Below are 24687 nucleotides of genomic sequence, written 5' to 3'. Positions count from 1 at the left end.
CATTTAGAGCTTAAAGTATAAATCAAACTAATTGCCTCTCTGACCAAGAGTCAGGAATACCCGAAAATATACTTTAATAAAACTTAAGTAAAACAATAAAATGTAGTGATTAATTAAAATAACACATGAGCTTTAAAGCTATTTTTAATCGCATAAAAACCCGTTACAATTCAGCTACAATTTTATACATAGAAAAACAGAGGGTCATATGTTTAAGCGAATCATACTTAGCACTGCAATTATTACACTATCATTTTCAACCCAAGCTAGCTCTTGGTTAGAAGCTGCTACAGCAGTTATGGGAGCTAGAAACGGCGCAATCATGGATCAGGCTGAAGCCAATATGGAGCGCAGCCGTTTGCAGGCGAATACTGCTGTTGCACGTGCAGACCGTGCTTATGCTTCTAATTATAATCATGCTTCAAATCAAAATAACGGTGTCTACTCAACCACATACTTAAAAGGTTTAGATTGTACCGATTTGGCGGTAGAAGCGCGCAGTTTTGAACGCAGCTTAGAAGCAAGTCAACATGCCCTCAATCAAGCTAATAATCCTGTTTCTAAATTGGCAGGTATTGCAAGTGGTGCACTCTCTGCGTTTGCAGGCCAGTCTCAAACAGTTGCACGCGCAACTGAAATCACCAATGCTTTTACTGGCAATAACAATCAAAATAATATTGCTGCCTCTCAAGCCGATGCTGACGTAGCTTTAGCTAATCTTGAAAATATCCGTATTTATCAAAAAGCAAAAAAATGTTCAATCTAAAACAGGAACAAATAAAAAAGCCTGCTTTCGCAGGCTTTTTACATTTAAATATGGCGATTAACCACGTTTAAATTTCTTCTCTGCTTTCTTGAATTTCTGTACATAACGACGGCGGCGCGCAGCAGTACGTTCGTCTATCTGTGACTTACGACCTTCAAACGGGTTTTCCGAGGTTTTAAATTCGATTTTTACTGGTGTCCCTTCAAGTTTGTACACTTTACGGAAGACGTTTTCCAGATAACGACGGTAATCCGCAGGCGTTTTATCCACCTTGTTACCGTGAATCACGATCGTTGGCGGGTTTTGTCCGCCCATGTGCGCATAACGCATCTTGATTCGGCGGCCCTGTACCGTTGGCGGCTGATGCGCATCGGTTGCATCATTCAGGATTTGGGTCAGTTTGGCCGGTGATACTTTCAGATGAGAAGAATCATAGGCACGGTGAATCGAAGGATACATCTCACCCACACCAGTACCATGCAGGGCCGAAATCAGGTGAATTTTCGCCCAAGGGATAAAGTCAAAGCGGCGCTCGACATCCAGCTTACATTGCTTGCGATCATATTCAGACATGTTGTCCCATTTGTTGATCGCAATTACCATGGCGCGGCCAGCCTCCAGCGCATAACCGATCAGGTGCAGATCCTGCTCCACAATCCCGTCACGCGCATCCACCACAATCACCACCACATGCGCATCTTTCATCGCCTGCAAAGTTTTCACGATGGAGAATTTCTCGATCATTTCATCCACTTTACCTTTACGGCGTACCCCGGCGGTATCAATCAGGGTGTACTGACGGCCGTCACGCTCAAAAGGAATATAGATCGAGTCACGGGTGGTTCCCGGCTGGTCAAATGCAACCACACGTTCTTCACCCAGCAGGCGGTTTACCAGTGTAGATTTACCCACATTTGGACGGCCGATAATCGCCAGACGCAGCCCGGTATTTTTGTCATGTTCTTCCGGGTTTTCATCTTCAGGCACATCCGCAAGCACATCTTCTAACATCTGCTGCACGCCGCGGCCATGGCTGGCGGCTACCTGTAAAGGCTCACCCATTCCAAGCTTATAAAACTCTACCAGCGCAGCTTCTGCATGTACGCCATCTACTTTGTTGGCGACAAGAAAGACTTTTTTGCCAAGGGTACGCAATTCACGAGCAATCTGTTCATCAGAAGCCAGCAGCCCGGCACGTGCATCGACCACAAAAATGATCATGTCAGCTTCATGAATGGCGGTTTTGGACTGCTCCGCCATGTAGGAGTCGATGCCCCCTTCATTTTCACCAATACCGCCGGTATCCACCACAATAAATGACTTATTCTGGTAGACGGCATCGCCATATTTACGGTCGCGGGTCAGGCCGGCAAAGTCTGCCACTAATGCGTCACGGCTCTTGGTAATCTGGTTAAACAGGGTTGATTTTCCGACGTTCGGACGACCAATGAGCGCAATTACGGGTTTCATAGATTAACCTTTATTCAATATCAGGCAGTCTATAGAGGCCTGCACATCAGAAAGTATAGGAAGATAGCGGGTAAATACCCGAAATAAAACACGGGGCATTGAGTTTTCAATCGCCCCGCGGTTCAAAAAATACGGTTGCGCCTAGTTTAACATAAGGCAAGTAAAATTAACGATTCTGCCAGATGCTCAATGCACCCTTACGTGTCGACACATAGAGTTGATTGTCAATCACACGCAAAGTACGGACTTCCCCTGAAGTTTTGGCACGACCGACAATCTGTCCATTACGTGGATCGATCAGATGCAATACACCCTCCAGATCACCCACCACCAGCTCATTCCCCAGCATCACCGGGTTACTCAGCTGACGATTCAACAACTGGTCATTTTCCCAAAGCGGTTGGCCGGTGGTAATTTCATAGGCACTGATTTTACCATTGCTTTGTGCCACAAATACACCATTTCCAACCACTTCCGGACGTTGAATACTACTGGCATCTTCACTCCAGACCACCTGCTGTGAGGCCAGATCCAGTACCGTCACCTGGCCCTGATAGCTGGTGGTCACGACAAACTGTCCAGCCACCACAGGTTCACCATCAATATCCACCAGACGCTGGATATCTGAACGTCCATCCGATACAGCGACACGGCGCTGCATTTTTGGTACACCACTGATCGCGTCGATGACATAAATATAGGCATTAGCAGAGGCAATCAGGATATTACGTGCATCCAGAGGCACAGGAGCAGCCACACCACGTAAGCTGAACTGTACATTCGGCAGGTTATAGGTCCATACCTGTGTCCCAGTGGTGGCTTCATGCGCATACACCGTACCATCATTACTTACCGTAATGACACGTCCCGCATGAATCAGCGATGGCGCTAAAATGGCACCCGTCAACTGGGCAGTCCACTTTTGCTCACCTGTTTTCTGGTCCAGAGCCAGGAGTTTACCTTTGTTGGTGCCTACCACCACGATTCCGTCAGCGGCTTCTACACCTGCACTCAGGGAGTCTTGCGCTACTTTTTTCTGCCAGACACGTTGCTTGCCATTAAATGCGCTCACTTCACCCTTAGGGTCAATTGCAAAAATCAGCCCCTGGTCTGCACCCAGACGCAGACGCAAAGGATCTGCTGCTTCAGTGGCAGAAACATTGGTCGAAAACACCGGAACCAACGTTTTGGCCTGAGTCAATTTAGGCAATGGATTCGGTTTAACTTCTGGGGCTTTATTGGTTTTACCCGCACAGCCCGCAAGTGCAAGGGTCAAAACTGTCAAGGCACAGGTGATTTTATATGTTCTATTCATTCAGTTTCGTCCACTTGTGTTTCTATAATTGGGCGTTCAATCTCAGGATCATCAACCAGCACGCCTACGCTTTCAAGTTTCATTTGTAAAATTTGACGTTCTTCTTTGCGTTCCATTAATGCATCCCATGCACTTTGATATACTTTTTTCGCATTTTCAATATCATTTTTGGCAACATAAATATCACCACGCACTTCATCCGCAGTTGCCTTGAATGCCGGTTCAGTCACTGCATCTAATGTTTTAAGCGCAACATCATATTTTTTCTGAGCCAGCTGTGCATAGGCCAGACGCAACTTCACCACCTGAATCAGACCTGCATCCTTGACTTTCGAGTTTTCAACTTTCTGCAAGGCCTTTTCAGCGGCTGCATAGTCTTCTTTATCATAAGCCAGTTTTGCCATCACCAGCTGGGTCTGGATGGCCTGAGCAGAATCCGGAGCATCTTTGACAATTTTGTCCGCTGTTTCAGACAGCTTAGCAAATGCATCGCCATCCTGGGCTTGCGCGTCATCCATCAACTGCTGCACCTTAGCAGTCTGCATTTGTGCTTCTGCCAGGTTTTTCTTCTGCCAGTATTCCCATCCGAAAAAGGCAATCAACGCAATCAAAATCCCGGTAATGATTGAAGAACCATACTTTTTCGTAAAGGATTTCAAACTTTCAAGTTGATCATCATCACTCATTGCGCTCATGCGATTACCCTTTTCCTAATGTTTTATCGATTATTTTGAAGAAATTTTAGTACTGAAAAATGCAACAAATTCAGCAAATGGCACATTCGTCTGCTCGGCAGTTGACAACTCCTTGACTGTAAAGCTTTGAGCTTCCAGCTCACGCTCACCGACGATCGCTGCATATAAGGCACCCGCCTGATCAGCCTTTTTCATTTGTGATTTCATTGAGCCTTGTGAGCCCACCTTTAAGCGAATCGCACTGCCTGTGGCTTCAAGCTGATCACGGATCTGTTCAGCCAGCACCAACGCTTTGCCCTGGGAGGCCGGATCAGCAACCAGAAATACTTCACAGTCACGTGTTGGCGTATTGTCTTCAACTTGCTCCAGCAGAAGCAATAAACGCTCTATACCCATCGCAAAACCGACTGCTGGGACAGACTGGTCTGCCTTGCCTTTCAACTGACCAACCAGACCATCATAACGGCCACCGGCACATACTGTACCTTGTGAACCCAAATGCGTTGTGGTCCATTCAAAGACTGTCTTATTATAATAGTCCAGACCACGTACCAGCTTTTGATTAATCACAAAGCTGATACCGGCTTCAGTCAAATACTGCTGTAGCTGATTAAAATGCGCCAGCGTGTCTTCACCCATAAAGTCGTGCAATTTTGGTGCATTTTCCAGAATTGACTGGGTCTTGGCATCTTTAGAATCCAGAATACGCAGCGGATTTGTACTTAAACGGCGCTGTGAATCTTCATCCAGATCGGCTTTATGAGCATCAAGGAATTCCACCAGTGCGGCGCGATATGCTGCCCGCTCATCCGATTCACCCAGCGTATTCAGTTCCAGCTGAACCTTGTCAGCTACCCCCATACGTTTCCATAAACGCGCTGTCATCAGGATCAGTTCGGCATCTATATCTGGGGTAGCCACACCAAAGGTTTCCACTCCAAACTGATGAAACTGGCGGTAACGGCCTTTTTGCGGTTTTTCATAGCGGAACATCGGTCCAATGTACCATACACGCGGTGCTGCACCGCGCAACAGGTTATGCTCCAGCATGGCACGGACGCAACCTGCTGTTCCTTCAGGACGCAAGGTCAATGACTCAGGCGGATTCCCTTTGTCCAGAAAGGTGTACATTTCTTTTTCAACAATATCCGTGGCATCACCAATAGAACGCTTGAACAGATTGGTCTGCTCAACCATCGGCAAACGGATTTGTTGATAACCATACGTATCCATCAAGCTTGATAGATGCTGTTCAAGACGTCTCCAAGCCGGGGTTTGCGCTGGGAGAATGTCATTAAAACCTTTGATTGCGACGATTGAACTCATGATCTACTCAGAAAAACCTGTGCGAATAATCTCTTTAGATTTAGCTTTTTCAAGCTCGGAAACACGTTGACGAACCATTGCCTCGATTTCATCAACCAGTTGATTTGTGTCAATTAAATGGCTTTTTTCACCATTACGGTACACCAGTGAGCGTGGACTTGCACCCACTACACCAATATCGGCTTCTTTGGCCTCACCTGGACCATTGACCTTACAGCCGATAACCGAAACATCCATTGGCACGCGCACATCTTCCAGACGCTCTTCCAGAACCTGCATGACCTTGATCACATTAAATTCTTGACGTGAGCAGCTTGGACAAGCAATAAAGTTAATGCCGTTAGAACGCAGACTGAGTGATTTTAAAATATCAAAACCGATTTTAATTTCTTCTTCAGGCTCTGCCGCCAGGGAAATTCGCATAGTGTCACCGATGCCTTCCATCAGCAGGCCACCGAGGGCAATCGCGGATTTCACTGAACCGGTACGATAAATACCAGCTTCAGTCACTCCCAGATGCAGCGGGTTATCAATTTGCTGCGACAGCAAACGGTACGCATCCATGGTTAAGAAGACATTGGAGGCTTTAACCGAAACTTTGAATTCCTGAAAGTCGAGACGATCCAGAATGTCGATATGGCGCATTGCGGATTCAAGCAGAGCCTGGCCCGTCGGTTCGCCATATTTCTTTTGAATATCTTTTTCCAGAGAACCGGCATTCACTCCGATTCGCATGGAAATATCATGATGCTTTGCAGCAGCCACCACTTCACGGATTTTGGCTTCAGAACCGATATTGCCCGGATTGATACGCAGACAGTCCGCCCCATAGTCTGCAACCGCAAGGGCAATCTTATAGTCAAAGTGAATATCAGCAACCAAAGGCACACTGACCTGCTTGCGGATTTCACCAAAGGCGATTGCGGCCTCCATGGTCGGCACAGATACACGCATAATATCCGCGCCCACATCCACACACCGCTGGATTTGTGCAACGGTCGCATCTACATCACAGGTTTCAGTATTGGTCATTGACTGAATACTGATAGGGGCATCCCCTCCCACATAGACAGAACCCACACGGATTTTACGTGTTGAACGACGCTGAATTGGATTAATAATCATTCTTTCGACCTACTCTCACCCTTAACGTGACAAACGGAATTCTGCTTTTCCGTTCACGGTATATGGAGACAATGAAATACTTTCATTATTTAAACTGAGTGATACGGCAGTGGCATCATCCAGACGAATCTGAAATGGCGGCTCACCACTAAGCTGCAAGGTGGAAGCTTGACGGCCAGTCGCCAATACCTTTCCAGTGGAATCCACGATATGAACCGAGGTTGGACGCTGAAAATCCAGTTTTAACTGGTCGCCCATCATGGCTGTGCCATTATCCAGATTTAGAACTTCAATATGAGAAGATGGGTCTGCGGCAATTTCACTGTCATTCTGGCTGTTATTGCTGGACCAGTTTTGTATGATCGTCGTCAATACCCCCAGAATCACCAGTACCGTCAAGGCAATCAAAATGCGTTTTAACCATTTACGGTTACGATCGCGCTTCGAACCCGGAAGTTTCCCCATAATTTTGATCGGAGAATTATTCAGGGCATGATTGGGCAACAGGCCGGTATCATTCGTATAAATTTCATCAAAACGCTGGATGATGCTAGAAGCATCTACCCCCAGAAACTTGGCATAGATACGATAATAGCCCTTAATGAAAGTGGCTTCAGGCAAAGACTTGTAGTCATCCTGCTCAAGCGCAGTCAGGGTTTTTACCGGAATATTCAGCTCATTGGCTGCATCGTCCAGATCGCGTTGCTGATTGATACGAATCTGACGCAAGTACTCACCTGGACGTTGAACATTTCCTAACGCGTTTGGAGCTACGCTCGAATGATTCGATGGTGAATTAGGATTTACTTCCATACGGCCTCAGTACTGTACTGTAATTGCAAATAACGTTGGTATTCCTGGCTTTCAGGAAAGAGTGCACGCAATTGATTAACCAATACCTGCATTCCTAGCCGATCACCATTGGCACGCGCGGTACGAATGCCAATCCAGAGTGCGCGGGCACTCTGATTTTTCTGTCCCACCCCACGCACAAAATGTTCATACATTTGTGTCGCTGCCGGGAACTGCTGGTTCAGATAAAAAATTTCTGCCAACTCTAACATTGATATATATGAATCGCGATTAGCCTGTAGCGCCTGTTTGAATGTTTTTTCAGCATTCACAACATCGCCAGTTTTCAGATAAATACGGCCCATATTCTCCAGGGCACGAAATCGCTGATCATATCCTAAAGTTGCACCCGCAATTTTAAACTGCTCAATCGCATCATTATAGCGCCCAAGCTGATATAAATAGGTACCGTAATTATTTCGCGCCTGTGCATTTTTCGGGTCGGCGGAAATGGCACGCTTGAAATAAGTCTCGGCTTTTTCCAGATTGAGTGGACTGCCTTCCTGCTGAAGCAGCACACCCATCATCATGTTGGCCTGAGAATCACGCGAATTGCTTTCCAGTGCCTGATCGAGCGCACGTTTTGCTGAATCCAGATCACCTGATTTAAGATATTCTGCCGCCAATTGTGTACGGACTTTAGTGGCTTTTTCCGGGTCTTTCTGACCCAGTTCCGGCGTTTGGCACGCGGTTAATCCCCAAAACCCACACAGCACTGAAATCAAAGCAAGTTTGGATGTCAGATTATTCAATTGGCGACCTCTTGTTATCCTTGTGAGCGCATAATCTCATTTGATTGCGCAATTTTCTTTTTCCACTGCTCCGCTCGACGGGTACGGTCAGCAACCTGTCCGACCAGCTGTCCACACGCAGCATCAATATCATCGCCACGCGTCTGACGAATCGTACACACAAAACCGGCATCAGACAAAGTTTTTTGGAAAGAAATAATCCGGTTACGGCTAGAACGGCCGTATGGCGCATGCGGAAACGGATTAAATGGAATCAAATTGATCTTGCTTGGAAGGTTCTTCAACAATTTAATCATCTGTTGCGCATGTTCAGGATGATCATTCACCCCATCCAGCATCACATATTCAATCGTCACGTGTTTACGCGAACTTTCATTACCATCTTTGGCAATGTAACGCTGACAGGCGGCAATCAATTGTTCGAGTGGATATTTTTTATTGATCGGTACCAGCTCATTACGCAGCTCATCATTTGGTGCATGCAATGAAATCGCCAGGGCCACATCAATATCTTTCACCATCTGATCAATTTTTGGCACTACACCTGAAGTTGATAAAGTCACGCGACGTTTGGACATACCATACGCAAAGTCATCCAGCATCACCCGCATCGCGTTAAGCACGGCATCGTAGTTCAGCAATGGCTCGCCCATGCCCATCATCACCACGTTCGTGACCGAACGTTCACGCTCAAGTACAGGCACATCTTCCATATAGGAATAGTTGGCCATCCACAGCTGACCGATGATTTCTGCCTGAGTCAAATCACGCTGAAAACCTTGTTTGCCGGTAGAACAGAAAGAACAGTCCAATGCACAGCCCACTTGGGATGAAATACACAAGGTACGTCGTAAACCGCTACGATGTTCTGCCGGAATCAATACTGTCTCGACCAGAGAACCGTCACCGTCGCCCACACGGAATACCCATTTACGGGTGCCATCTTTGGAATAGTTTTTATGCACCACTTCTGGCGCTTTAATTTCACAAATCTTTTCCAGTTTTTCACGTAGCTTGCCTGAGATATTGGTCATCTCGGCAAAATCTGTTACAAAAAACTGGTGAATCCATTTCATCACCTGTCCGGCACGGAACTTCTTCTCGCCCAGATCTTCGAAGAATTTTTCCATTTGTGGACGTGACATGCCAAGTAAGTTCACTTTTTCCACAGAATTTTGCTGTGCAGGAGTGGACAGAGATTGTTGCTGGGCATCAGAAACTGCTGATGTAGCGACCACGTCAGTACTCATGTGTATTACCTAAACCATGTCTAAAGATGAAAGGAGAAGCTCAATATCTGAGCAAAAAATTATTCAGAGAATAAAAAAACCAGATAAGTATAATAACACTTATCTGGTTTGAATACTGCGTATTAACGCGTACGTGGAGCAATCTCAGTTTGCGCGAAGAAGTAGTTCACTTCACGATCAGCAGATGCTACAGAGTCAGAACCGTGAGCAGCGTTTTCGTCGATGCTTACAGCGAAGTCTGCACGGATAGTACCAGGAGCAGCTTCTTTAGGGTTTGTTGCACCCAGAATGTCACGGTGAGCAAGAACAGCGTTTTCGCCTTCAAGAACTGAAACAACCACTGGACCAGAAGTCATGAATGCAACCAGGTCAGCAAAGAAACCACGTTCTTTATGCTCAGCGTAGAAGCCTTCAGCTTCAGCTTGAGTCAAGTGTTTCATTTTAGTTGCAACGATTTTAAGACCCGCTTTTTCAAAACGAGCAAAAATATCACCAATGTGGTTTTTAGCAACTGCGTCTGGTTTTACAATAGATAATGTACGTTCAATAGCCATGATCGGCTCCTTAAGTCAATTGTTGACATGAAATTTTGCCGCATTATACCGAATAATGGACTTGTTTCTTCGTTTCAGAGGTAAAAATTTTACTTTTTTCAAGCCAGCAATTAACGGGCTTCGTCAATCCATGCCATTTGAATGCCTTCCAAAAGGCCTTCGGTCGATTTATTCGGGTCATCTTCAAAATCAGGCAGTGCACAAATCCAGGCATGCAGATCGGTAAAGCGAACCCATTGCGGATCAACATCCGGATGCGCTTCATACAATTCAATCGCGATATCGAGGGTATCTGTCCAACGTAAACCCATATCTATTCCTAAGCATATCTAGTGTGATGCTGTACTTTAGCAAATCTGCAAAATTCTGCGAGCCTTTCGCCGGGCTTCTGCTTGATTTTTTACAACACAATATTTAAAAATGGCGCCATACATACAATCGCCATTGCCAGCACGCCACCAAGTAAGGCCCCTACCACCACATCGCTTGGATAATGCAGCCCCAGCACCATGCGGGACAAAGCCACCAAAATGGTAAAGGGCAGCATCAGAAACAGTAATGCAGGCACTACATAACCCAGTACCACCGTAGCCATTACAGCATGTAAGGTATGGCCTGAAGGAAAGCTAAAATGATCCAGCGGATGTTCACCCAAGCGGATCACCTGATGCACCTGATAGGGACGCGGCCGTACCGTCTTGGTTTTAAGGACTTTATAAATTAAAGTTCCTACCGTACTACCTAAAACCAGATAGATAATTTGCAGGCTATATATCAAGCCCTGTACGATCCAAACACTCAACACCATCAGATACCAGAAAATCCCATCTCCAAGGCGGCTGACGATTTTAAAAAAGGTGGTAATACGCTCCGAACGGGAAAAGTGATTAAGATAAACACAGCCTTTTAAATCAATTTCCAAAAACTTGAGTTTTGCATTTTGAAATTTCATTGTAGAGCTCTTATTGTTTTATGCCCTGTATTTTTCAGGTTGAACCACCGAATACAAGGCTTGTTCAAATTGATACACTGGATATTGCCAGCCAACTTCTTCAGCTTTTTGACGTGCCAGACTCCCCATCTGTTGTAGACAGAGCAGATCTGGCAGCTCAAGCATATTCTGTATAAAAGCTTGCTGATTTCCACGTGCACTTAAATAACCTGTTTGACCATGCCGGATATGTAAATGCGCACAGGCATAATCATACGCAATCACTGGCAAACCACTTGCCATTGCCTCTAAAACCACATTACCGAAGGTTTCGACCTGACTGGCAAAACAAAATACATCTGCACTGGCATAAGCCTGTGATAATTTTTGACCCGACAAACTTCCTGTAAAAATAACACTTCCATCCTGATTAAGCCGCTCCAACCTAGCCCGATCAGGTCCATCGCCTACGATGACCAGACGTATATTCTGCTGATACAGCTGGCGCATTCTCAAATACACCTGAATCAAGACATTCACCTCTTTTTCTGGTGAAAGCCTGCCTACATAGAGCATCACGCGAGTCGTGGCAGAGACACCCCAAGCATAACGCAATTCGGGTGAGCGCCACTTTGGTGAAAATGTATCCGTATCGACACCACGGCCTACAACAGCAAGCCGGCAAGTGACCCCAAAATCGGTCAGGGCTTGTGCCGTTTCCTGACTAGGCACACATGTCAGAGCAGTATTGTTATGAAACCACTTTAAATAATTCTGGATCGGTTTAACCAGAAAAGCCAAATCAAAGAAACGGCTAAAATCCTGAAAGGAGGAATGAAATCCACTCGATACCGGGATTCCCTGCAGCTTTGCCACTTGCTGAGCCACCAACCCCAAAGGACCTTCCGTCACAATATGCACCAGATCCGGATAAAAATCCTCAACTGCCTGATAAATTTTTAAAAATTGAGGCCGACCAAACTGTAGATGTGCATATCGGGGAATATGATGCGCCTTGACCAGACATTCAGCATAGGCTTTGAATTCACTACAGGTTTTTTGTTGTTCTGGGCGAATCAATAAGATTTTATGGCCTTGCTTTTGTAAACCTTTACAAAGCTGTAGCAATGAATGTGCCACCCCATTAATTTCTGGTGGCCAGGTTTCGGTCACAATGGCAATTTTTAGGCGGGGACATACCAGACTCTCCAAGGCAGTTTTATAGGGACTGACCGGTCTGCGCTGACCTTTCAAATCAAACTGGATTTTATGAAGAACTGGTCGGTGTTTTAATAATTCTGAGATGGAAGTTTGTGACATCCCGCACCTGTCTAGTTATATTTTTCATTCAGCATAGAAACCGCATATGACTACTTGATGAATCATGAGGCTCAAATACAGTTCCATAACAATATTCATCACTGCCTGTTCAGAGGATGGAATTAAGTGAATATCTGCTTAGACACCAGATACTCACTTACCACGGGTGTCCATTTAGAGTCCTCTCAAGTCTTTCCGGTTTTAGTATCGTCATCAGCTTATTTTTATATTCAAACTCTTAGCATTTAAAAATCGATATCTACTGAGATCTGATCCTGATAATGACCCGCAGGAACACCATTATAAGGATTATCCACCAGTTGAACCGAGACTATATACTTCTGTCTTTGTGTAGGGTTCTGTTTTAATCTCACTCCCCACAAACCACTATTGGCACCACTTAAATTTAATTTAGTTCTTAATTTATGAGGACCATTAGATACATAACTCATGCCGTCCGGACTGATTAAATTCTGACTATTAAATAAAATAGAATAACTGGTATCACATGAAATATTAAAGGAGGTAGCAGCCTGGCTACGCTGATAGCTGGCTAGACGTAATTCTGAATTACTAAAACCATCTATTGAACAATATTTTGCTGCTTCTGTAATTGCACTAACCGATAGGGCGATTATTAATAAAAAGAGTTTTTTCATTTTCTTCTACTCCTACTCACATATAGCTTCTAAAACTTGTTGGTTTGAATTTTGGAACTGATTTTCATTAAGAGTAAATTGGGCCTGGCACTGTTTTCCTCCTTGAGTTTTGACTTTAAGGTTATAGGATCCAGCTTTAAACAAATAGAGATAGACAATACCCTGACTATCCACAAAAGAAGGTTCGCCACTTAAACCATCGACCAGGACTTCAGAACCGATAATTAAATTATTTTGTTGAATATCTTTGATTTTTACCGCAATACGCTTGGTTTTATGAACAGGGAAATTAAACTTATAACCGCGCTGGTCCAATGCAATGAGCTTTTTTGAAGAGTATTCAAAAGTTTCATCCATAGCCAACTGATTCTGGTCAAAAGAAATATCGTAATGAATATAAGGAATAATGTCATGGATAAAGATATAACCTTTATCATTGGTATGGCCAGCGAGTGTTGCTGAACGATAAATATCAAGATTTGGATGCTGATCGACATTGACCAGGGCAAAAGCATTATATGCATATTTAGTTAATGCAACTTTATTACCTAACCAGACCAGAGCTCCTTCAAATAAGGCTTGTGAATTACGTCGATCTTCAAATTCATCATGTGATAACTGTAAATTACCGATACTCGTTTTCCATAAGCCATATGCATTATAATTTACTTCATCATCGCTGCGATTAACGCCTAAAACATAATCAAAACCATTTTGAGTCATCGTCCTATGACTATAACTTAAACTTGTTTCATTATTTTCAGTATCATGATCAAGATAGATTTGTCCTTTGTCTCCCCAATCATAATTAAATGCAATATTGAAACCCTGATCGCCACCTTCACCAAAATCTTTAAAGAAACCGAAGTCTGAATACAGATTTTTTGTTAATCTTTTTGTTGCTCTAATATCAATAATTTGACGGTCATTATCAAAACCTTGATCATTATAGTAAGACTGATAAATGTAGTTAAAGCCCACCCCATCAACAATTTTTAAATTAAAAAAATTAAAATTTAAGGCACTTGAAGTTTTAATACTAGAATCATACAGATCATTGCTCAAATATTTATATTCTTCAGTAAAGTATCGGCTATTCAGGCTATAAGACCAATTTTTAAAACTTCGATTTAATACTAATGAGGCAGCATACCCTTGTTCCTCCTCTTCCTTCGCTTCACTCACTGAAAATGCAGTATCCAAGACAAAATACTTACTCACTCCTTGTGTCCATAAAAAGTCAAAGTTAATTGTTTCTTCACTATATAGAAGATCTCCCCCTAATGTGGTAGAGGAAGTAATACCTCGTCGAAAAAATACTTTTGTAAAAAAGTCACGATAATCATCATCGACATAATCATAATTATATCTTAGCTTCCCTAAGGAAATATTATATTCATTTAGTTTTGGTTTTAATAAGCGACTATTGATATAAATTGGGAAACTTTGAACAGTGCGGTTACCTAGAATATCTTCTACCACCACTTGAGCATCACCAGCCTGATTAAAAATTGCACCTGCAGGTAGGTTATAATTTCCAGGTGTAATAGAATCTCGATAAAGCCTTATCCCATTAATATATAAATCAATGGTTGAAGGTAAGCTTGCGCTGCCATTTAAAGTAGGAGTGTTCCAGTATACGAAGTCTGGCCGATCTGTATAATTGGTTCCAAAACTTAATCCTCCAAACCGGAATGAATTATTAAGCGCATTATAACGACTAGTTGTATCACCTAAAGTTAGGCTTAGAAACTTTTCAGGAAATTCAATATCTAAGGTACTATTTACCCGTAAAAACTGCTGTTCAAACTCTTCGGGATCTTTACGGTACAAAAAAGCATTTTTGAACAACCAGTAATCTTTAAATATACCAACTTCTGAAAACGTATTAAATTCCTGATCCTCTTCATCTCTATTATAAAATAAACTGTAGTTTACGAAGCCTCCAAAATTTGCTTTTTCAGGTGCTGCTACTTCCAAGTCATAAGCAGTTTCCTGGAAATAATTTGAAGGAAAATTAATTTTTATTGCTTGTAAGCTATGGTCATCTTCAAATATAACATCTGGCTGATTTAATAAACAAAAGTCTTTTTTAGTTAAATGGTGTTGAAGTCCCTCAATTCGAATCCCAATTTTATTTAAAGCTTCACACTCTATAAATCTTTTTCCACCTTCTATAAAGGTAGTTGTTTCAGTATTATAATCCAGCCCATTCACCCATATATTTACAATAAAAATTTCCACATTTTCTTTCTGATCTACCTGTTGATTATCTATTGCATTTGTATTTGTTACACCCATACCACACACTATCATTATGAGAATTTTAGTAGCTTTCATAGTATTATCCTTTTACTATTTTTATTCTCTTTAGACCAGCTCTATCCTTTTACAGGAAACTCTAAGTATCCATATTCCTCAACCTTTACTTTTAATTTTAGTTCGCTATTGTTATTCTTAAAGTCACCCAAGTTATACCTAATCTTATTTCCACTTAAAATATATAAAGTCAAATCTTTTTTAAAAACTTCTTTATTTTTATTATCCAATACAACTACCTCAGTAATTTTTGCATGGGATTTTGCTGTATTATCAATATTCAAGTATGCTGAGTTATTTGTTTTTTCTAACTTTATATCAAGTTGAGGCGGCAGTTGCTCTCCAGCAAATAATGGTAATGAAAAATTAAACAAAAAGTTAATATTGGATTTATTTTCAATAGGAGTGACTTCCTTAAAAACAACTCTCCATGATTCTTGTTTTTTTAAATGTAAGGGAGGCTGGCTAAAGCCAATTCTCACAAGCTGCTTGCTTTCAGGCTTTAATTCAAATGTTTTTGGATTAAATAATAAAGTATTATCTTCTACTAAAATATCCTCTCCCTGTTCATCTTGTGTCCATTTAAATGCATTGATTTCAAAAATTTTTGAACTTGCAACCCCACTACTTTCTACACTGATAGTCGTACTTTTCTGTTTCTTAAAATCCTGAATATAAAGTTGTATAGGAGTAAATCTTATTCCCGCAAACAAAGAAGTACTTACTAAGAATAATAAAAAAAATCCTATAATTTTTTTATTCATATTTAACTCCAATTCCATTCAATATAATTTTTATTAAAATAGGAGATGCTTTCCACATCTCCTATTTATTACTTTATATAAGAAATTTTTTTCTTATTATTAGAATTTTACCGCTACAATATAGTTACCGGTATAATTTCCTGCATCTGCATTATCAATAGCGTTACTTGTTACAAGAGCTTTAACATTAAAGCGAACATCTGCATTACCAGTACTTGGTAAAGTAGAACCAGTGTAATCAGAACCTGCTCCATCTTGACGTGTAGTAACCGCAACTGGTACTGAACCTGCGCTACCCGCTAAAGTTGCTGGCGCACTAATGAGTAGGCTATAGCCTGCATTGGTACGTACATCGAAATGTCCATTTGCTGAATAATCACCACCTGGTGTGCCTGCCAATGTCATTGTGGACGTTCCAATATCTAGATCACAATGGCGATCTACTTTCAAATCGATTTTAATTTTTCCGTCACATTTATCTCCACATCCATGTTTACCCGGTTTGTGTGGTTTAGTTGGTTTAGGACCTGGTCTTGCTTCAAGCTCATTTGCATATGCGGCTGTTGAACCAAAACCAACGCTTAATACTAATGCTGCCAGTGCTGCCTGAGTCGTTTTTTTCATGTCTTTCTCCATTCTTTTAAAAAGAATATTTTTGTTTATTTGGTCTCACGGTGAGTAAAACACTCTTATTCTTATGAGCAAAACTACTTACCGTTTTTTTATCTTATTATCATTCGTTTGAAAACATACAAAAATAATACTATTCACAATAATATATTTATTTCGTAGGGATATTTATAAAAACATTATTAGGAGACATAAAATTATAGAGATAGCTAATTAATACCACAGGTGTTACAAATTGTTTTCAATAATTACTTAAAATTTAATATAATCTACACCCCAATATAATTAACACAAGTAACTGAAATACAATAAATTCTCAATAAAAGTAAATTATTACTAAAAGTTTCAAAAATTACACTTCTTAACAAATTGCAGGGAAAAATCATATTTATCTCTCACTTTTTCTTATATTTTTCACACTACATCACACTTTATCTAGAATTTATTTGTTTTTATCGCGTAATCTATCTTTTAATTTCTAAGCTATTTAAAATTTCTTATTCTTGAGCTTTTAAAATCAATCCCTTTATTTAACTATATTGTGAATATTATCTTATTATTTTAAATAATCTGTTAAGACTCTAATTAAATCGATATTCACATGATAATTTATTTAATCTACTCCTATGTTAAATAAACACCAGATAACTTAAATCTCCTGTCCATCAATATTTATTATTTAACTCTAGATCCTAAGCCTTTTACTTTTACACTTTTATTTACTCCCGCTTTAACTAGTATCCTAAAAAATAATTTAGAAAAAACTTCCTTTTTTCATTTCTTATAACTGAAAACTTAAAATAATAAATAAAAAAACCCGCTCAATTCGAGCAGGTTTTTTTATTCAATCAGAAGATAAAAATTAATTCTTTTCTTTATCAACGATTTTGTTTGCTTGAATCCATGGCATCATTGCACGTAACTTGTTACCTGTCACTTCAATACCATGTGCAGCATTTTGACGACGGCGTGCAGTCATAGACGGATAGTTCAATGCACCTTCCTGGATGAACATCTTCGCATACTCACCCGACTGGATACGTTTAAGCGCATTACGCATTGCTTCACGAGACTGTTCGTTGATCACTTCAGTACCCGTTACATATTCACCGTACTCAGCGTTGTTAGAAACCGAGTAGTTCATATCTGCGATACCGCCTTCGAACATCAAGTCAACAATCAGCTTAAGTTCATGTAGACATTCGAAGTATGCCATTTCTGGTGCATAACCCGCTTCAACCAGAGTTTCAAAACCCATTTTAACCAGTTCAACAGCACCACCACACAGAACCGCTTGCTCACCGAACAAGTCAGTTTCAGTTTCTTCACGGAATGAAGTTTCGATAATACCTGTACGACCACCACCTACGCCTGAAGCATAAGAAAGTGCTACGTTACGCGCATTACCAGAAGCATCTTGGTGAATGGCGATAAGGTCAGGAACACCTGAACCACGTTGGTATTCAGAACGTACAGTGTGACCTGGTGCCTTAGGCGCAACCATGATTACGTCTAAATCAGCACGTGGAACCACTTGGTTATAAAGCACAGAGAAACCATGAGCGAATGCTAAAGTAGCACCTTGCTTAATGTTTGGTTCAATGACGTCACGGTAAAGTTGTGATTGGAACTCATCCGGAGTCAAGATCATCACTACGTCAGCTTGTGCTACAGCAGCAGGAACTTCAGCAACTTTAAGACCAGCATTTTCAGCTTTTTTCCAAGAAGTAGAACCTGCACGCAGACCTACAGTTACATCAACGCCAGAATCTTTCAGGTTAAGCGCGTGCGCATGGCCTTGTGAACCATAACCAATGATCGCTACTTTTTTGCTTTGGATGATAGATAAATCACAGTCTTTATCATAAAAAATTTGCATTGCTGTCTCCACTTGAATGCTTATGCTTCCTTTGACCTCAGCCAATGATCTTATTCGTATTCATTGACTGAGATTCTCATTTCACAATGAGTAGAATATGTTAAAAATTAGATAGTTAGAACTTTTTCGCCACGCGCAATGCCAGATACACCTGAACGAACCACTTCCAGAATGGTATTTTCTGCCAAGGCATCAATAAACGCATCAACTTTTTCAGTCGTACCTGCCACTTGAATGGTATAGGTCGTTGGTGTGACATCGACCACCTGACCACGGAAAATATCAGCTGTACGCTTGATTTCGTCACGTGATGAACCTAGTGCTTTGACTTTAATCAGCATGAGTTCACGTTCGATGTGTGCACCTTCAGACAGGTCTACAACTTTAACCACCTCAACCAGCTTGTTCAGCTGCTTGGTAATTTGTTCAATCTTGTGGTCATCACCATATGTAGTGAGCGTTAGACGTGAAAGCGTTGGATCTTCAGTCGGTGCCACATTCAAGGTTTCAATGTTATAGCCGCGCTGAGAAAACAGGCCAACCAAACGTGAAAGTGCGCCCGCTTCGTTCTCTACGAGTACAGAGATAATATGTCTCATGACGTGCGCTCCCCTTTTGATAACCACATATCTTGCATCGACTGACCCGCAACCAACATCGGATAGACGTGTTCACTACGGTCAACCATTACGTTAATAAATACGCATTTGTCGTTAATTGCCATGGCTTCAGCAAGCTTCGATTCAAGCTCATCTGCATGATCAATTTGAATCCCGACATGGCCATAAGCTTCCATTAACTTGGCAAAGTCAGGCAAAGACTCTACATAAGAGCTGGAATGACGACCTTCATAGTTCATATCCTGCCACTGTTTCACCATACCCAAGGCACGGTTGTTCAGACATAGAATCTTCACGTTCAGCCCATACTGCTTACAGGTTGAAAGCTCCTGGATACACATCTGAATAGACGCTTCACCCGTAATACACACCACTTGCTGATCCGGGAATGCAAGCTTTGCAGCCATCGCATAAGGAAGACCAACACCCATGGTGCCCAAGCCGCCTGAATTGATCCATTGACGTGGACGCTTGTAGCGGTAGTGCAATGCACCAAACATCTGGTGCTGACCAACGTCAGAGGTAATGATCGCTTCACCGTTGGTGATCTTGTCTAAAGCACGTACCACCTGTTGCGGTTTCATCGAACCATCAGTCGGTACATCAAACTTCAGGCAGTTGACCTGGCGCCACTCATCAATCTGTTTCCACCATGCCGCAATTGCTTCAGGATTTGGCTTGGAAACATTCATCTGTTTCAACTGGTTCAACATTTCTGTCAATACCGGCTCTACCGCACCCACGATTGGAATATGGGCCATGATAGTCTTTGAAATAGTCGCCGGGTCAATATCAATATGAATGACTTTGGCATTTGGACAGAACTTCGCCGGGTTATTGGTTACACGATCATCGAAACGCGCACCCACACACAGAATCACGTCTGCATTATGCATGGTCATGTTCGCTTCATAAGTTCCGTGCATCCCGAGCATGCCGACAAACTGTGGATCATCGCCAGGGAAAGCCCCTAAGCCCATCAGCGTATTCGTGACCGGGAAGCCCAGCAAATGGGCAAGTTCAGTCAATTGCGCCGAAGCATTGCCCTGAACCACGCCTCCACCCGAGTAAATAATCGGGCGTTTAGCATGAAGCAGTTCGTCAATCGCTTTACGGATTTGTCCGGTATGACCGCGATAAGGCGGCTGATACGAACGCATCTTCACTTTTTCAGGATATTCGTAAGCAAATTTCTCCGCGGGATTGGTCGCATCTTTTGGAATATCTACAACCACTGGACCTGGACGGCCACTCGATGCGATATAAAATGCTTTTTTGATAATCGCAGGAATTTCGCTTGCATGGCGTACCTGAAAGCTGTGCTTCACGATTGGACGGGAAATACCCACCATATCGGTTTCCTGGAAAGCATCTTCACCGATGAGATGGCTTGCAACCTGACCCGACAAAATCACCATTGGGATTGAGTCCATATAGGCCGTTGCAATTGGTGTGACGGTATTGGTTGCGCCTGGGCCTGAAGTGACCAGCACTACACCTGTCTTACCCGTTACGCGCGAGTAAGCATCGGCCATATGACCGGCAGCCTGTTCATGACGTACAAGATAATGATTGACTTTTTCCTGTTGAAAGAGCGCATCGTAAATATGCAGTACTGCGCCGCCTGGGTATCCAAAAACATGTTCAACGCCTTCATCCGCTAATGCGCGAACAAGCATTTCACCACCAGATAAAAGTTCCAACGTGATTCACCCTAATATTATTCACTGCACAAATGGGAGGCATTTGCAGTGTTTCATTTGTTAACTGTCTGCACTGTTATAGCACACAAATTTCATAGTTTTCATAGCAATAGGAAAAAAATCTGATCTTCTTGCTGTTCGAGCAATACAAGATCTAAAACATGTTGGGGTAAACATATTTTGTTGGCTTTGTTCAATTTCTCGGCTAGAAAAATTGCCCATTGCATGACATGACACTTATTCGAAGGGTGATCGATTTAAGGCATATAAAACTATTGCAGCATTCTTGTGTTTTCAGACTCTAAAGTCAAGTTTTAAACACGCTCTCTCTTCCTACTTTTTGACCTGATTTGCTGGTTTTACGTACAATTTAGTCTTGGATTTTTTGTACAGTTCTTACCGATCCAGAAAATATTTATCATTTTCATATTGTTATCTCTTTAATTTTATAAATTTTTAATATGCATTACATAAGAAAAAAGAATGAATTTTTATCTAATTGAATATCATTTTTTATAGATAAACTTTATCTCCTGACTTTTTTCGGTCTTAAAACTTTCTTTTTATTTTTTAATATTACACAATAAATCCAATGACAGCTCCCCCCTTTCTAGAGCAGAAACCATTCAAATAACTCTATTTTTTAAGGATATATAACAAATGAAAAGCACTTTCCTGAAATTAGGTAGTTGTGCTGGTATATTACTCTTTAGTATAACTAGCCATGTTTCTGCAGCGGAATACTATAAATGGGTAGACGCCAAAGGCACCACCCACTACACCAAAACGCCGCCACCAAAGTCTTCTAAAAAAGTTAAAACGGTCGCCACTTATGGCTGGACCAATTCAGCAACAACGCCTTCAGGAACTGGTCAAAATGCAGTTCAACCTGAAAATGGTCATCCAGCCCATGGTCGCCCAAATCCGGCTGGGACTGAAAATGACCAGCAACAACGCGAAGCCAATGAAGCCTTAGAGCGTGGTCAGTCCGAACGCCCATCAGTCTAAGACTCTCTGAAATACCGATTTAGATTTTTCCTGCAGAAACCCGTGCGCAAAATTCACTTTTAGGTGCATTTTGCGCTATGCTGTGCGTTAAATTTTTTAACCATTCTCTTGTATTACGTATATGACTACTCACATTGACCCTGAATATCAAGCCAGTGCGATTGAGCCTCAAGTCCAGCAGGATTGGGAATCTCGCAAAGCCTTTAAAGTTGCCGACACTGTAGAAGGTCCGCGTCGTTATATCCTCTCGATGTTCCCTTACCCGAGTGGCAAGCTGCATATGGGTCATGTGCGTAACTATACGATTGGCGACGTGATCAGCCGTTTTCACCGTTTAAAAGGTGAAACTGTCCTGCAACCAATGGGTTGGGATGCTTTTGGTCTACCTGCTGAAAACGCAGCCATTGCTCATCAGGTGGCTCCGGCAAAATGGACTTTTGAAAATATTGCCTACATGCGTGACCAGTTGAAAAAACTCGGTCTAGCTGTAGATTGGGATCGCGAATTTGCGACCTGTACCCCAGAATACTATCGCTGGGAACAATGGTTATTTGTTCAGCTGTATAAAAAAGGTCTGATCTACCGCAAACTTTCCACTGTGAATTGGGATCCGGTAGACCAGACAGTACTGGCAAATGAGCAGGTGGAAAATGGTCGTGGCTGGCGTTCAGGTGCATTGGTCGAAAAACGTGATATTCCAATGTACTACTTCCGCATTACCGATTATGCCCAAGAACTATTAGATGATTTAGATACATTAAAAGACGGCTGGCCACAACAAGTACTGACCATGCAGCGCAACTGGATTGGTCGCTCACAAGGGATGGATATCACCTTCCCTTCAGCAAATCCTGAGGTTTATGCTGATGGCTTAACGGTATTTACCACCCGTGCCGATACCCTAATGGGCGTGACTTATGTGGCAGTTGCCGCAGAACATCCGATGGCATTAAAAGCAGCTGAAAACAATCCTGAACTTGCTGCATTTATTGAAGAATGCCGTATGGGCTCAGTGGCTGAAGCCGATCTGGCCGTGGCTGAGAAAAAAGGGATGGCAACCGGTCTTTCAGTCAAACATCCGGTGACTGGTGAAGATATTCCAGTCTGGATTGCCAACTATGTATTGATGTCATACGGTTCAGGTGCGGTGATGGCCGTACCTGCACACGATGAACGTGACTTTGAATTTGCCAACAAATATGGCTTGACCATCAAACAGGTCATTGATGCCAAAGGTGCAGAAGACACAGACTTTGATGCGACAGAGTGGCAAGAGTGGTACGGCTCTAAAGCAGGCAAACTGGTCAATTCAGGCGAGTTTGACGGTCTGGATTTCCAGGGTGCATACGATGCATTCCTTGCTAAATTAGAACCAACAGGCCTGGCAAGTTCTAAAGTTCAATTCCGTTTACGTGATTGGGGCGTGTCTCGTCAACGTTACTGGGGTTGTCCAATTCCAATGATTAACTGTGACACATGCGGTCAGGTACCAGTACCTGAAGAACAGCTTCCAGTTGTGCTTCCAACCGATGTGGTTCCAGACGGTTCAGGTAACCCGCTGAACAAAATGCCTGAGTTCTATGAAACCACTTGTCCATGTTGTGGTGGCGACGCACGTCGTGAAACCGATACTCTGGACACCTTTGTAGAATCATCTTGGTACTATGCGCGTTACGCATCTCCTGATTTTACCGATGGTCTGGTCAAACCTGAAGCCAGTCAAACCTGGTTACCAGTGAACCAATATATTGGTGGTGTTGAACATGCGATTCTGCACTTGTTATATGCACGCTTCTTCCACAAACTGATGCGTGATGAAGGTGTGGTACAAGGTAACGAACCATTCACCAACTTGCTTACCCAGGGTATGGTCCTTGCGGATACATACTATCGTGAGGCTGAGTCAGGTAAAAAAACCTGGTTCAATCCAGCCGACATCGATCTTGAACGTGATGATAAAGGCCGCATCATTTCTGCAAAATATCAGGGCGATGGTCAAGATGTCATTGTCGGTGGTCAGGAAAAAATGTCGAAATCGAAAAACAACGGTATCGACCCGCAAGCGATTATTGACCAGTACGGCGCAGATACCGCACGTGTATTCATGATGTTTGCTGCGCCACCGGATCAATCTCTGGAATGGTCAGATGCCGGTGTTGAAGGCGCTAACCGCTTCCTGAAACGTGTATGGCGTTTGGCTGCAGGCTTCCTGGAAAAAAGCAATTCTGCATCTGTTATCGATACAGCAAAACTTTCAACCGCGGCACAAGACCTGCGTCGCAAAACGCACGAAACCATCCAAAAAGTGGGTGATGACATTGAACGCCGTCATGCCTTTAACACGGCCATTGCTGCCATGATGGAATTGTTAAACGCGAATAATAAGTTTGAAGCCAAAGATGACAATGACGTGGCGGTTGCACGTGAATCCATTACCACCCTTCTTACCTTATTGGCTCCGTTTGCACCGCATTTAAGCCAAACTTTATTGGCTAAGTTTGGGATTGAATTGAATTCAACCCTATTCCCGCAAGTGGATGAGTCTGCTTTAACCCGTAATACCCAAACCATTGTGGTTCAAGTCAACGGCAAACTGCGTGGCAAACTTGAAATAGCGGTGGATGCTTCTAAAGATGAAGTTCTGGCACAAGCTAAAGCCTTGCCGGAAGTACAGCAATTCTTGACGGGGCCAACCAAGAAAGAAATTGTGGTACCAAATAAACTGGTGAACCTGGTGGTTTAAAAATCT

Annotated in this window: 22 protein-coding genes; 3 read left to right on the top strand and 19 right to left on the bottom strand. The window is 42.6% G+C overall.

The features are described 5' to 3' along the window. Window positions 1-208: 208 nt before the first annotated feature. On the top strand, window positions 209-766 hold the full coding sequence (locus E2K74_RS09350) for a hypothetical protein (protein WP_151204115.1): 558 nt from the start codon (window positions 209-211) through the stop codon (window positions 764-766). A 57-nt stretch (window positions 767-823) separates the two neighbouring features. Here the strand turns inward: E2K74_RS09350 and der are convergent, their stop codons facing one another. From der to E2K74_RS09255, 19 genes are all read right to left on the bottom strand, one after another. Then, window positions 824-2236 (bottom strand): ribosome biogenesis GTPase Der, encoded by a 1413-nt coding sequence (der, locus tag E2K74_RS09345; RefSeq protein WP_151204114.1) that lies wholly within the window; start codon window positions 2234-2236, stop codon window positions 824-826. A 166-nt stretch (window positions 2237-2402) separates the two neighbouring features. Next, window positions 2403-3551, bottom strand: a complete 1149-nt coding sequence (gene bamB / locus E2K74_RS09340; protein WP_151204113.1) for an outer membrane protein assembly factor BamB — start codon at window positions 3549-3551, stop codon at window positions 2403-2405. Beyond that, complete coding sequence (locus E2K74_RS09335) at window positions 3548-4246, bottom strand: YfgM family protein (RefSeq protein WP_151204112.1); 699 nt, start codon at window positions 4244-4246, stop codon at window positions 3548-3550. Before E2K74_RS09335 ends, bamB begins: the two co-directional genes overlap by 4 nt. Window positions 4247-4276: 30 nt before the next feature. Beyond that, the gene (gene hisS, locus E2K74_RS09330) at window positions 4277-5572 is read right to left on the bottom strand and encodes a histidine--tRNA ligase (protein ID WP_151204111.1); all 1296 of its coding nucleotides are present in this window, start codon (window positions 5570-5572) and stop codon (window positions 4277-4279) included. Window positions 5573-5575: 3 nt separating this feature from the next. After that, window positions 5576-6697 carry a flavodoxin-dependent (E)-4-hydroxy-3-methylbut-2-enyl-diphosphate synthase gene (gene ispG, locus E2K74_RS09325; protein WP_151204110.1) on the bottom strand — a complete coding sequence of 374 codons (1122 nt, stop codon included), beginning with the start codon at window positions 6695-6697 and terminating at the stop codon, window positions 5576-5578. A 21-nt stretch (window positions 6698-6718) separates the two neighbouring features. Beyond that, complete coding sequence (locus E2K74_RS09320) at window positions 6719-7510, bottom strand: helix-turn-helix domain-containing protein (protein ID WP_151204109.1); 792 nt, start codon at window positions 7508-7510, stop codon at window positions 6719-6721. Continuing rightward, a complete protein-coding gene (gene pilW, locus E2K74_RS09315; protein ID WP_373688388.1) occupies window positions 7501-8274 on the bottom strand; it encodes a type IV pilus biogenesis/stability protein PilW in 774 nt (257 codons plus the stop codon). Before pilW ends, E2K74_RS09320 begins: the two co-directional genes overlap by 10 nt. 41 nt (window positions 8275-8315) lie before the next feature. After that, window positions 8316-9551 carry a 23S rRNA (adenine(2503)-C(2))-methyltransferase RlmN gene (gene rlmN / locus E2K74_RS09310; RefSeq protein ID WP_151204107.1) on the bottom strand — a complete coding sequence of 412 codons (1236 nt, stop codon included), beginning with the start codon at window positions 9549-9551 and terminating at the stop codon, window positions 8316-8318. 122 nt (window positions 9552-9673) lie between these two features. After that, window positions 9674-10105, bottom strand: a complete 432-nt coding sequence (gene ndk, locus E2K74_RS09305; RefSeq protein WP_035265623.1) for a nucleoside-diphosphate kinase — start codon at window positions 10103-10105, stop codon at window positions 9674-9676. A gap of 110 nt (window positions 10106-10215) precedes the next feature. Then, window positions 10216-10416 (bottom strand): Fe-S cluster assembly protein IscX, encoded by a 201-nt coding sequence (iscX, locus tag E2K74_RS09300; protein ID WP_151204106.1) that lies wholly within the window; start codon window positions 10414-10416, stop codon window positions 10216-10218. An 89-nt stretch (window positions 10417-10505) separates the two neighbouring features. Continuing rightward, window positions 10506-11057: a phosphatase PAP2 family protein gene (locus E2K74_RS09295; protein ID WP_151204105.1), complete on the bottom strand. Its 552-nt coding sequence runs from the start codon at window positions 11055-11057 to the stop codon at window positions 10506-10508. An 18-nt stretch (window positions 11058-11075) separates the two neighbouring features. Beyond that, entirely contained in the window at window positions 11076-12356 is a 1281-nt protein-coding gene (locus E2K74_RS09290; protein ID WP_151204104.1) for a glycosyltransferase family 4 protein, read from the bottom strand. 245 nt (window positions 12357-12601) lie between these two features. Next, window positions 12602-13015, bottom strand: a complete 414-nt coding sequence (locus tag E2K74_RS09285) for a hypothetical protein (RefSeq protein WP_151204103.1) — start codon at window positions 13013-13015, stop codon at window positions 12602-12604. A 12-nt stretch (window positions 13016-13027) separates the two neighbouring features. Then, window positions 13028-15355, bottom strand: coding sequence for a fimbria/pilus outer membrane usher protein (locus E2K74_RS09280; RefSeq protein WP_151204102.1), 2328 nt, complete (start codon window positions 15353-15355; stop codon window positions 13028-13030). A gap of 41 nt (window positions 15356-15396) precedes the next feature. Further along, entirely contained in the window at window positions 15397-16098 is a 702-nt protein-coding gene (locus E2K74_RS09275) for a molecular chaperone (RefSeq protein ID WP_151204101.1), read from the bottom strand. Between the two features lie 99 nt (window positions 16099-16197). After that, a complete protein-coding gene (locus E2K74_RS09270; RefSeq protein WP_151204100.1) occupies window positions 16198-16722 on the bottom strand; it encodes a DUF4402 domain-containing protein in 525 nt (174 codons plus the stop codon). 868 nt (window positions 16723-17590) lie between these two features. Continuing rightward, window positions 17591-18607, bottom strand: a complete 1017-nt coding sequence (gene ilvC, locus E2K74_RS09265; RefSeq protein ID WP_151204099.1) for a ketol-acid reductoisomerase — start codon at window positions 18605-18607, stop codon at window positions 17591-17593. A 107-nt stretch (window positions 18608-18714) separates the two neighbouring features. Next, on the bottom strand, window positions 18715-19206 hold the full coding sequence (ilvN, locus tag E2K74_RS09260) for an acetolactate synthase small subunit (protein WP_151204098.1): 492 nt from the start codon (window positions 19204-19206) through the stop codon (window positions 18715-18717). Beyond that, window positions 19203-20930 carry an acetolactate synthase 3 large subunit gene (locus E2K74_RS09255; RefSeq protein WP_151204097.1) on the bottom strand — a complete coding sequence of 576 codons (1728 nt, stop codon included), beginning with the start codon at window positions 20928-20930 and terminating at the stop codon, window positions 19203-19205. Before E2K74_RS09255 ends, ilvN begins: the two co-directional genes overlap by 4 nt. Before the next feature lie 660 nt (window positions 20931-21590). Here E2K74_RS09255 and E2K74_RS09250 point away from each other — a divergent pair. After that, entirely contained in the window at window positions 21591-21938 is a 348-nt protein-coding gene (locus E2K74_RS09250) for a DUF4124 domain-containing protein (RefSeq protein ID WP_151204096.1), read from the top strand. A gap of 121 nt (window positions 21939-22059) precedes the next feature. Then, window positions 22060-24681, top strand: a complete 2622-nt coding sequence (leuS, locus tag E2K74_RS09245; protein WP_151204095.1) for a leucine--tRNA ligase — start codon at window positions 22060-22062, stop codon at window positions 24679-24681. Window positions 24682-24687 lie beyond the last annotated feature (6 nt).

The organism is Acinetobacter sp. RF15B (assembly GCF_007558235.1).
Taxonomy (GTDB): domain Bacteria; phylum Pseudomonadota; class Gammaproteobacteria; order Pseudomonadales; family Moraxellaceae; genus Acinetobacter; species Acinetobacter lwoffii_C.
Note: the sequence above shows the minus strand (reverse complement) of the source record. Positions and strands in the feature narration are given on the sequence as shown.

Excerpts from the sequence above, each read along its gene's own strand:
- E2K74_RS09350 (WP_151204115.1), top strand. The coding sequence starts at position 209 with ATGTTTAAGCGAATCATACTTAGCACTGCAATTATTACACTATCATTT.
- der (WP_151204114.1), bottom strand. The coding sequence starts at position 2,236 with ATGAAACCCGTAATTGCGCTCATTGGTCGTCCGAACGTCGGAAAATCA.
- bamB (WP_151204113.1), bottom strand. The coding sequence starts at position 3,551 with ATGAATAGAACATATAAAATCACCTGTGCCTTGACAGTTTTGACCCTT.
- E2K74_RS09335 (WP_151204112.1), bottom strand. The coding sequence starts at position 4,246 with ATGAGCGCAATGAGTGATGATGATCAACTTGAAAGTTTGAAATCCTTT.
- hisS (WP_151204111.1), bottom strand. The coding sequence starts at position 5,572 with ATGAGTTCAATCGTCGCAATCAAAGGTTTTAATGACATTCTCCCAGCG.
- ispG (WP_151204110.1), bottom strand. The coding sequence starts at position 6,697 with ATGATTATTAATCCAATTCAGCGTCGTTCAACACGTAAAATCCGTGTG.
- E2K74_RS09320 (WP_151204109.1), bottom strand. The coding sequence starts at position 7,510 with ATGGAAGTAAATCCTAATTCACCATCGAATCATTCGAGCGTAGCTCCA.
- rlmN (WP_151204107.1), bottom strand. The coding sequence starts at position 9,551 with ATGAGTACTGACGTGGTCGCTACATCAGCAGTTTCTGATGCCCAGCAA.
- ndk (WP_035265623.1), bottom strand. The coding sequence starts at position 10,105 with ATGGCTATTGAACGTACATTATCTATTGTAAAACCAGACGCAGTTGCT.
- iscX (WP_151204106.1), bottom strand. The coding sequence starts at position 10,416 with ATGGGTTTACGTTGGACAGATACCCTCGATATCGCGATTGAATTGTAT.
- E2K74_RS09295 (WP_151204105.1), bottom strand. The coding sequence starts at position 11,057 with ATGAAATTTCAAAATGCAAAACTCAAGTTTTTGGAAATTGATTTAAAA.
- E2K74_RS09290 (WP_151204104.1), bottom strand. The coding sequence starts at position 12,356 with ATGTCACAAACTTCCATCTCAGAATTATTAAAACACCGACCAGTTCTT.
- E2K74_RS09285 (WP_151204103.1), bottom strand. The coding sequence starts at position 13,015 with ATGAAAAAACTCTTTTTATTAATAATCGCCCTATCGGTTAGTGCAATT.
- E2K74_RS09280 (WP_151204102.1), bottom strand. The coding sequence starts at position 15,355 with ATGAAAGCTACTAAAATTCTCATAATGATAGTGTGTGGTATGGGTGTA.
- E2K74_RS09275 (WP_151204101.1), bottom strand. The coding sequence starts at position 16,098 with ATGAATAAAAAAATTATAGGATTTTTTTTATTATTCTTAGTAAGTACT.
- E2K74_RS09270 (WP_151204100.1), bottom strand. The coding sequence starts at position 16,722 with ATGAAAAAAACGACTCAGGCAGCACTGGCAGCATTAGTATTAAGCGTT.
- ilvC (WP_151204099.1), bottom strand. The coding sequence starts at position 18,607 with ATGCAAATTTTTTATGATAAAGACTGTGATTTATCTATCATCCAAAGC.
- ilvN (WP_151204098.1), bottom strand. The coding sequence starts at position 19,206 with ATGAGACATATTATCTCTGTACTCGTAGAGAACGAAGCGGGCGCACTT.
- E2K74_RS09250 (WP_151204096.1), top strand. The coding sequence starts at position 21,591 with ATGAAAAGCACTTTCCTGAAATTAGGTAGTTGTGCTGGTATATTACTC.
- leuS (WP_151204095.1), top strand. The coding sequence starts at position 22,060 with ATGACTACTCACATTGACCCTGAATATCAAGCCAGTGCGATTGAGCCT.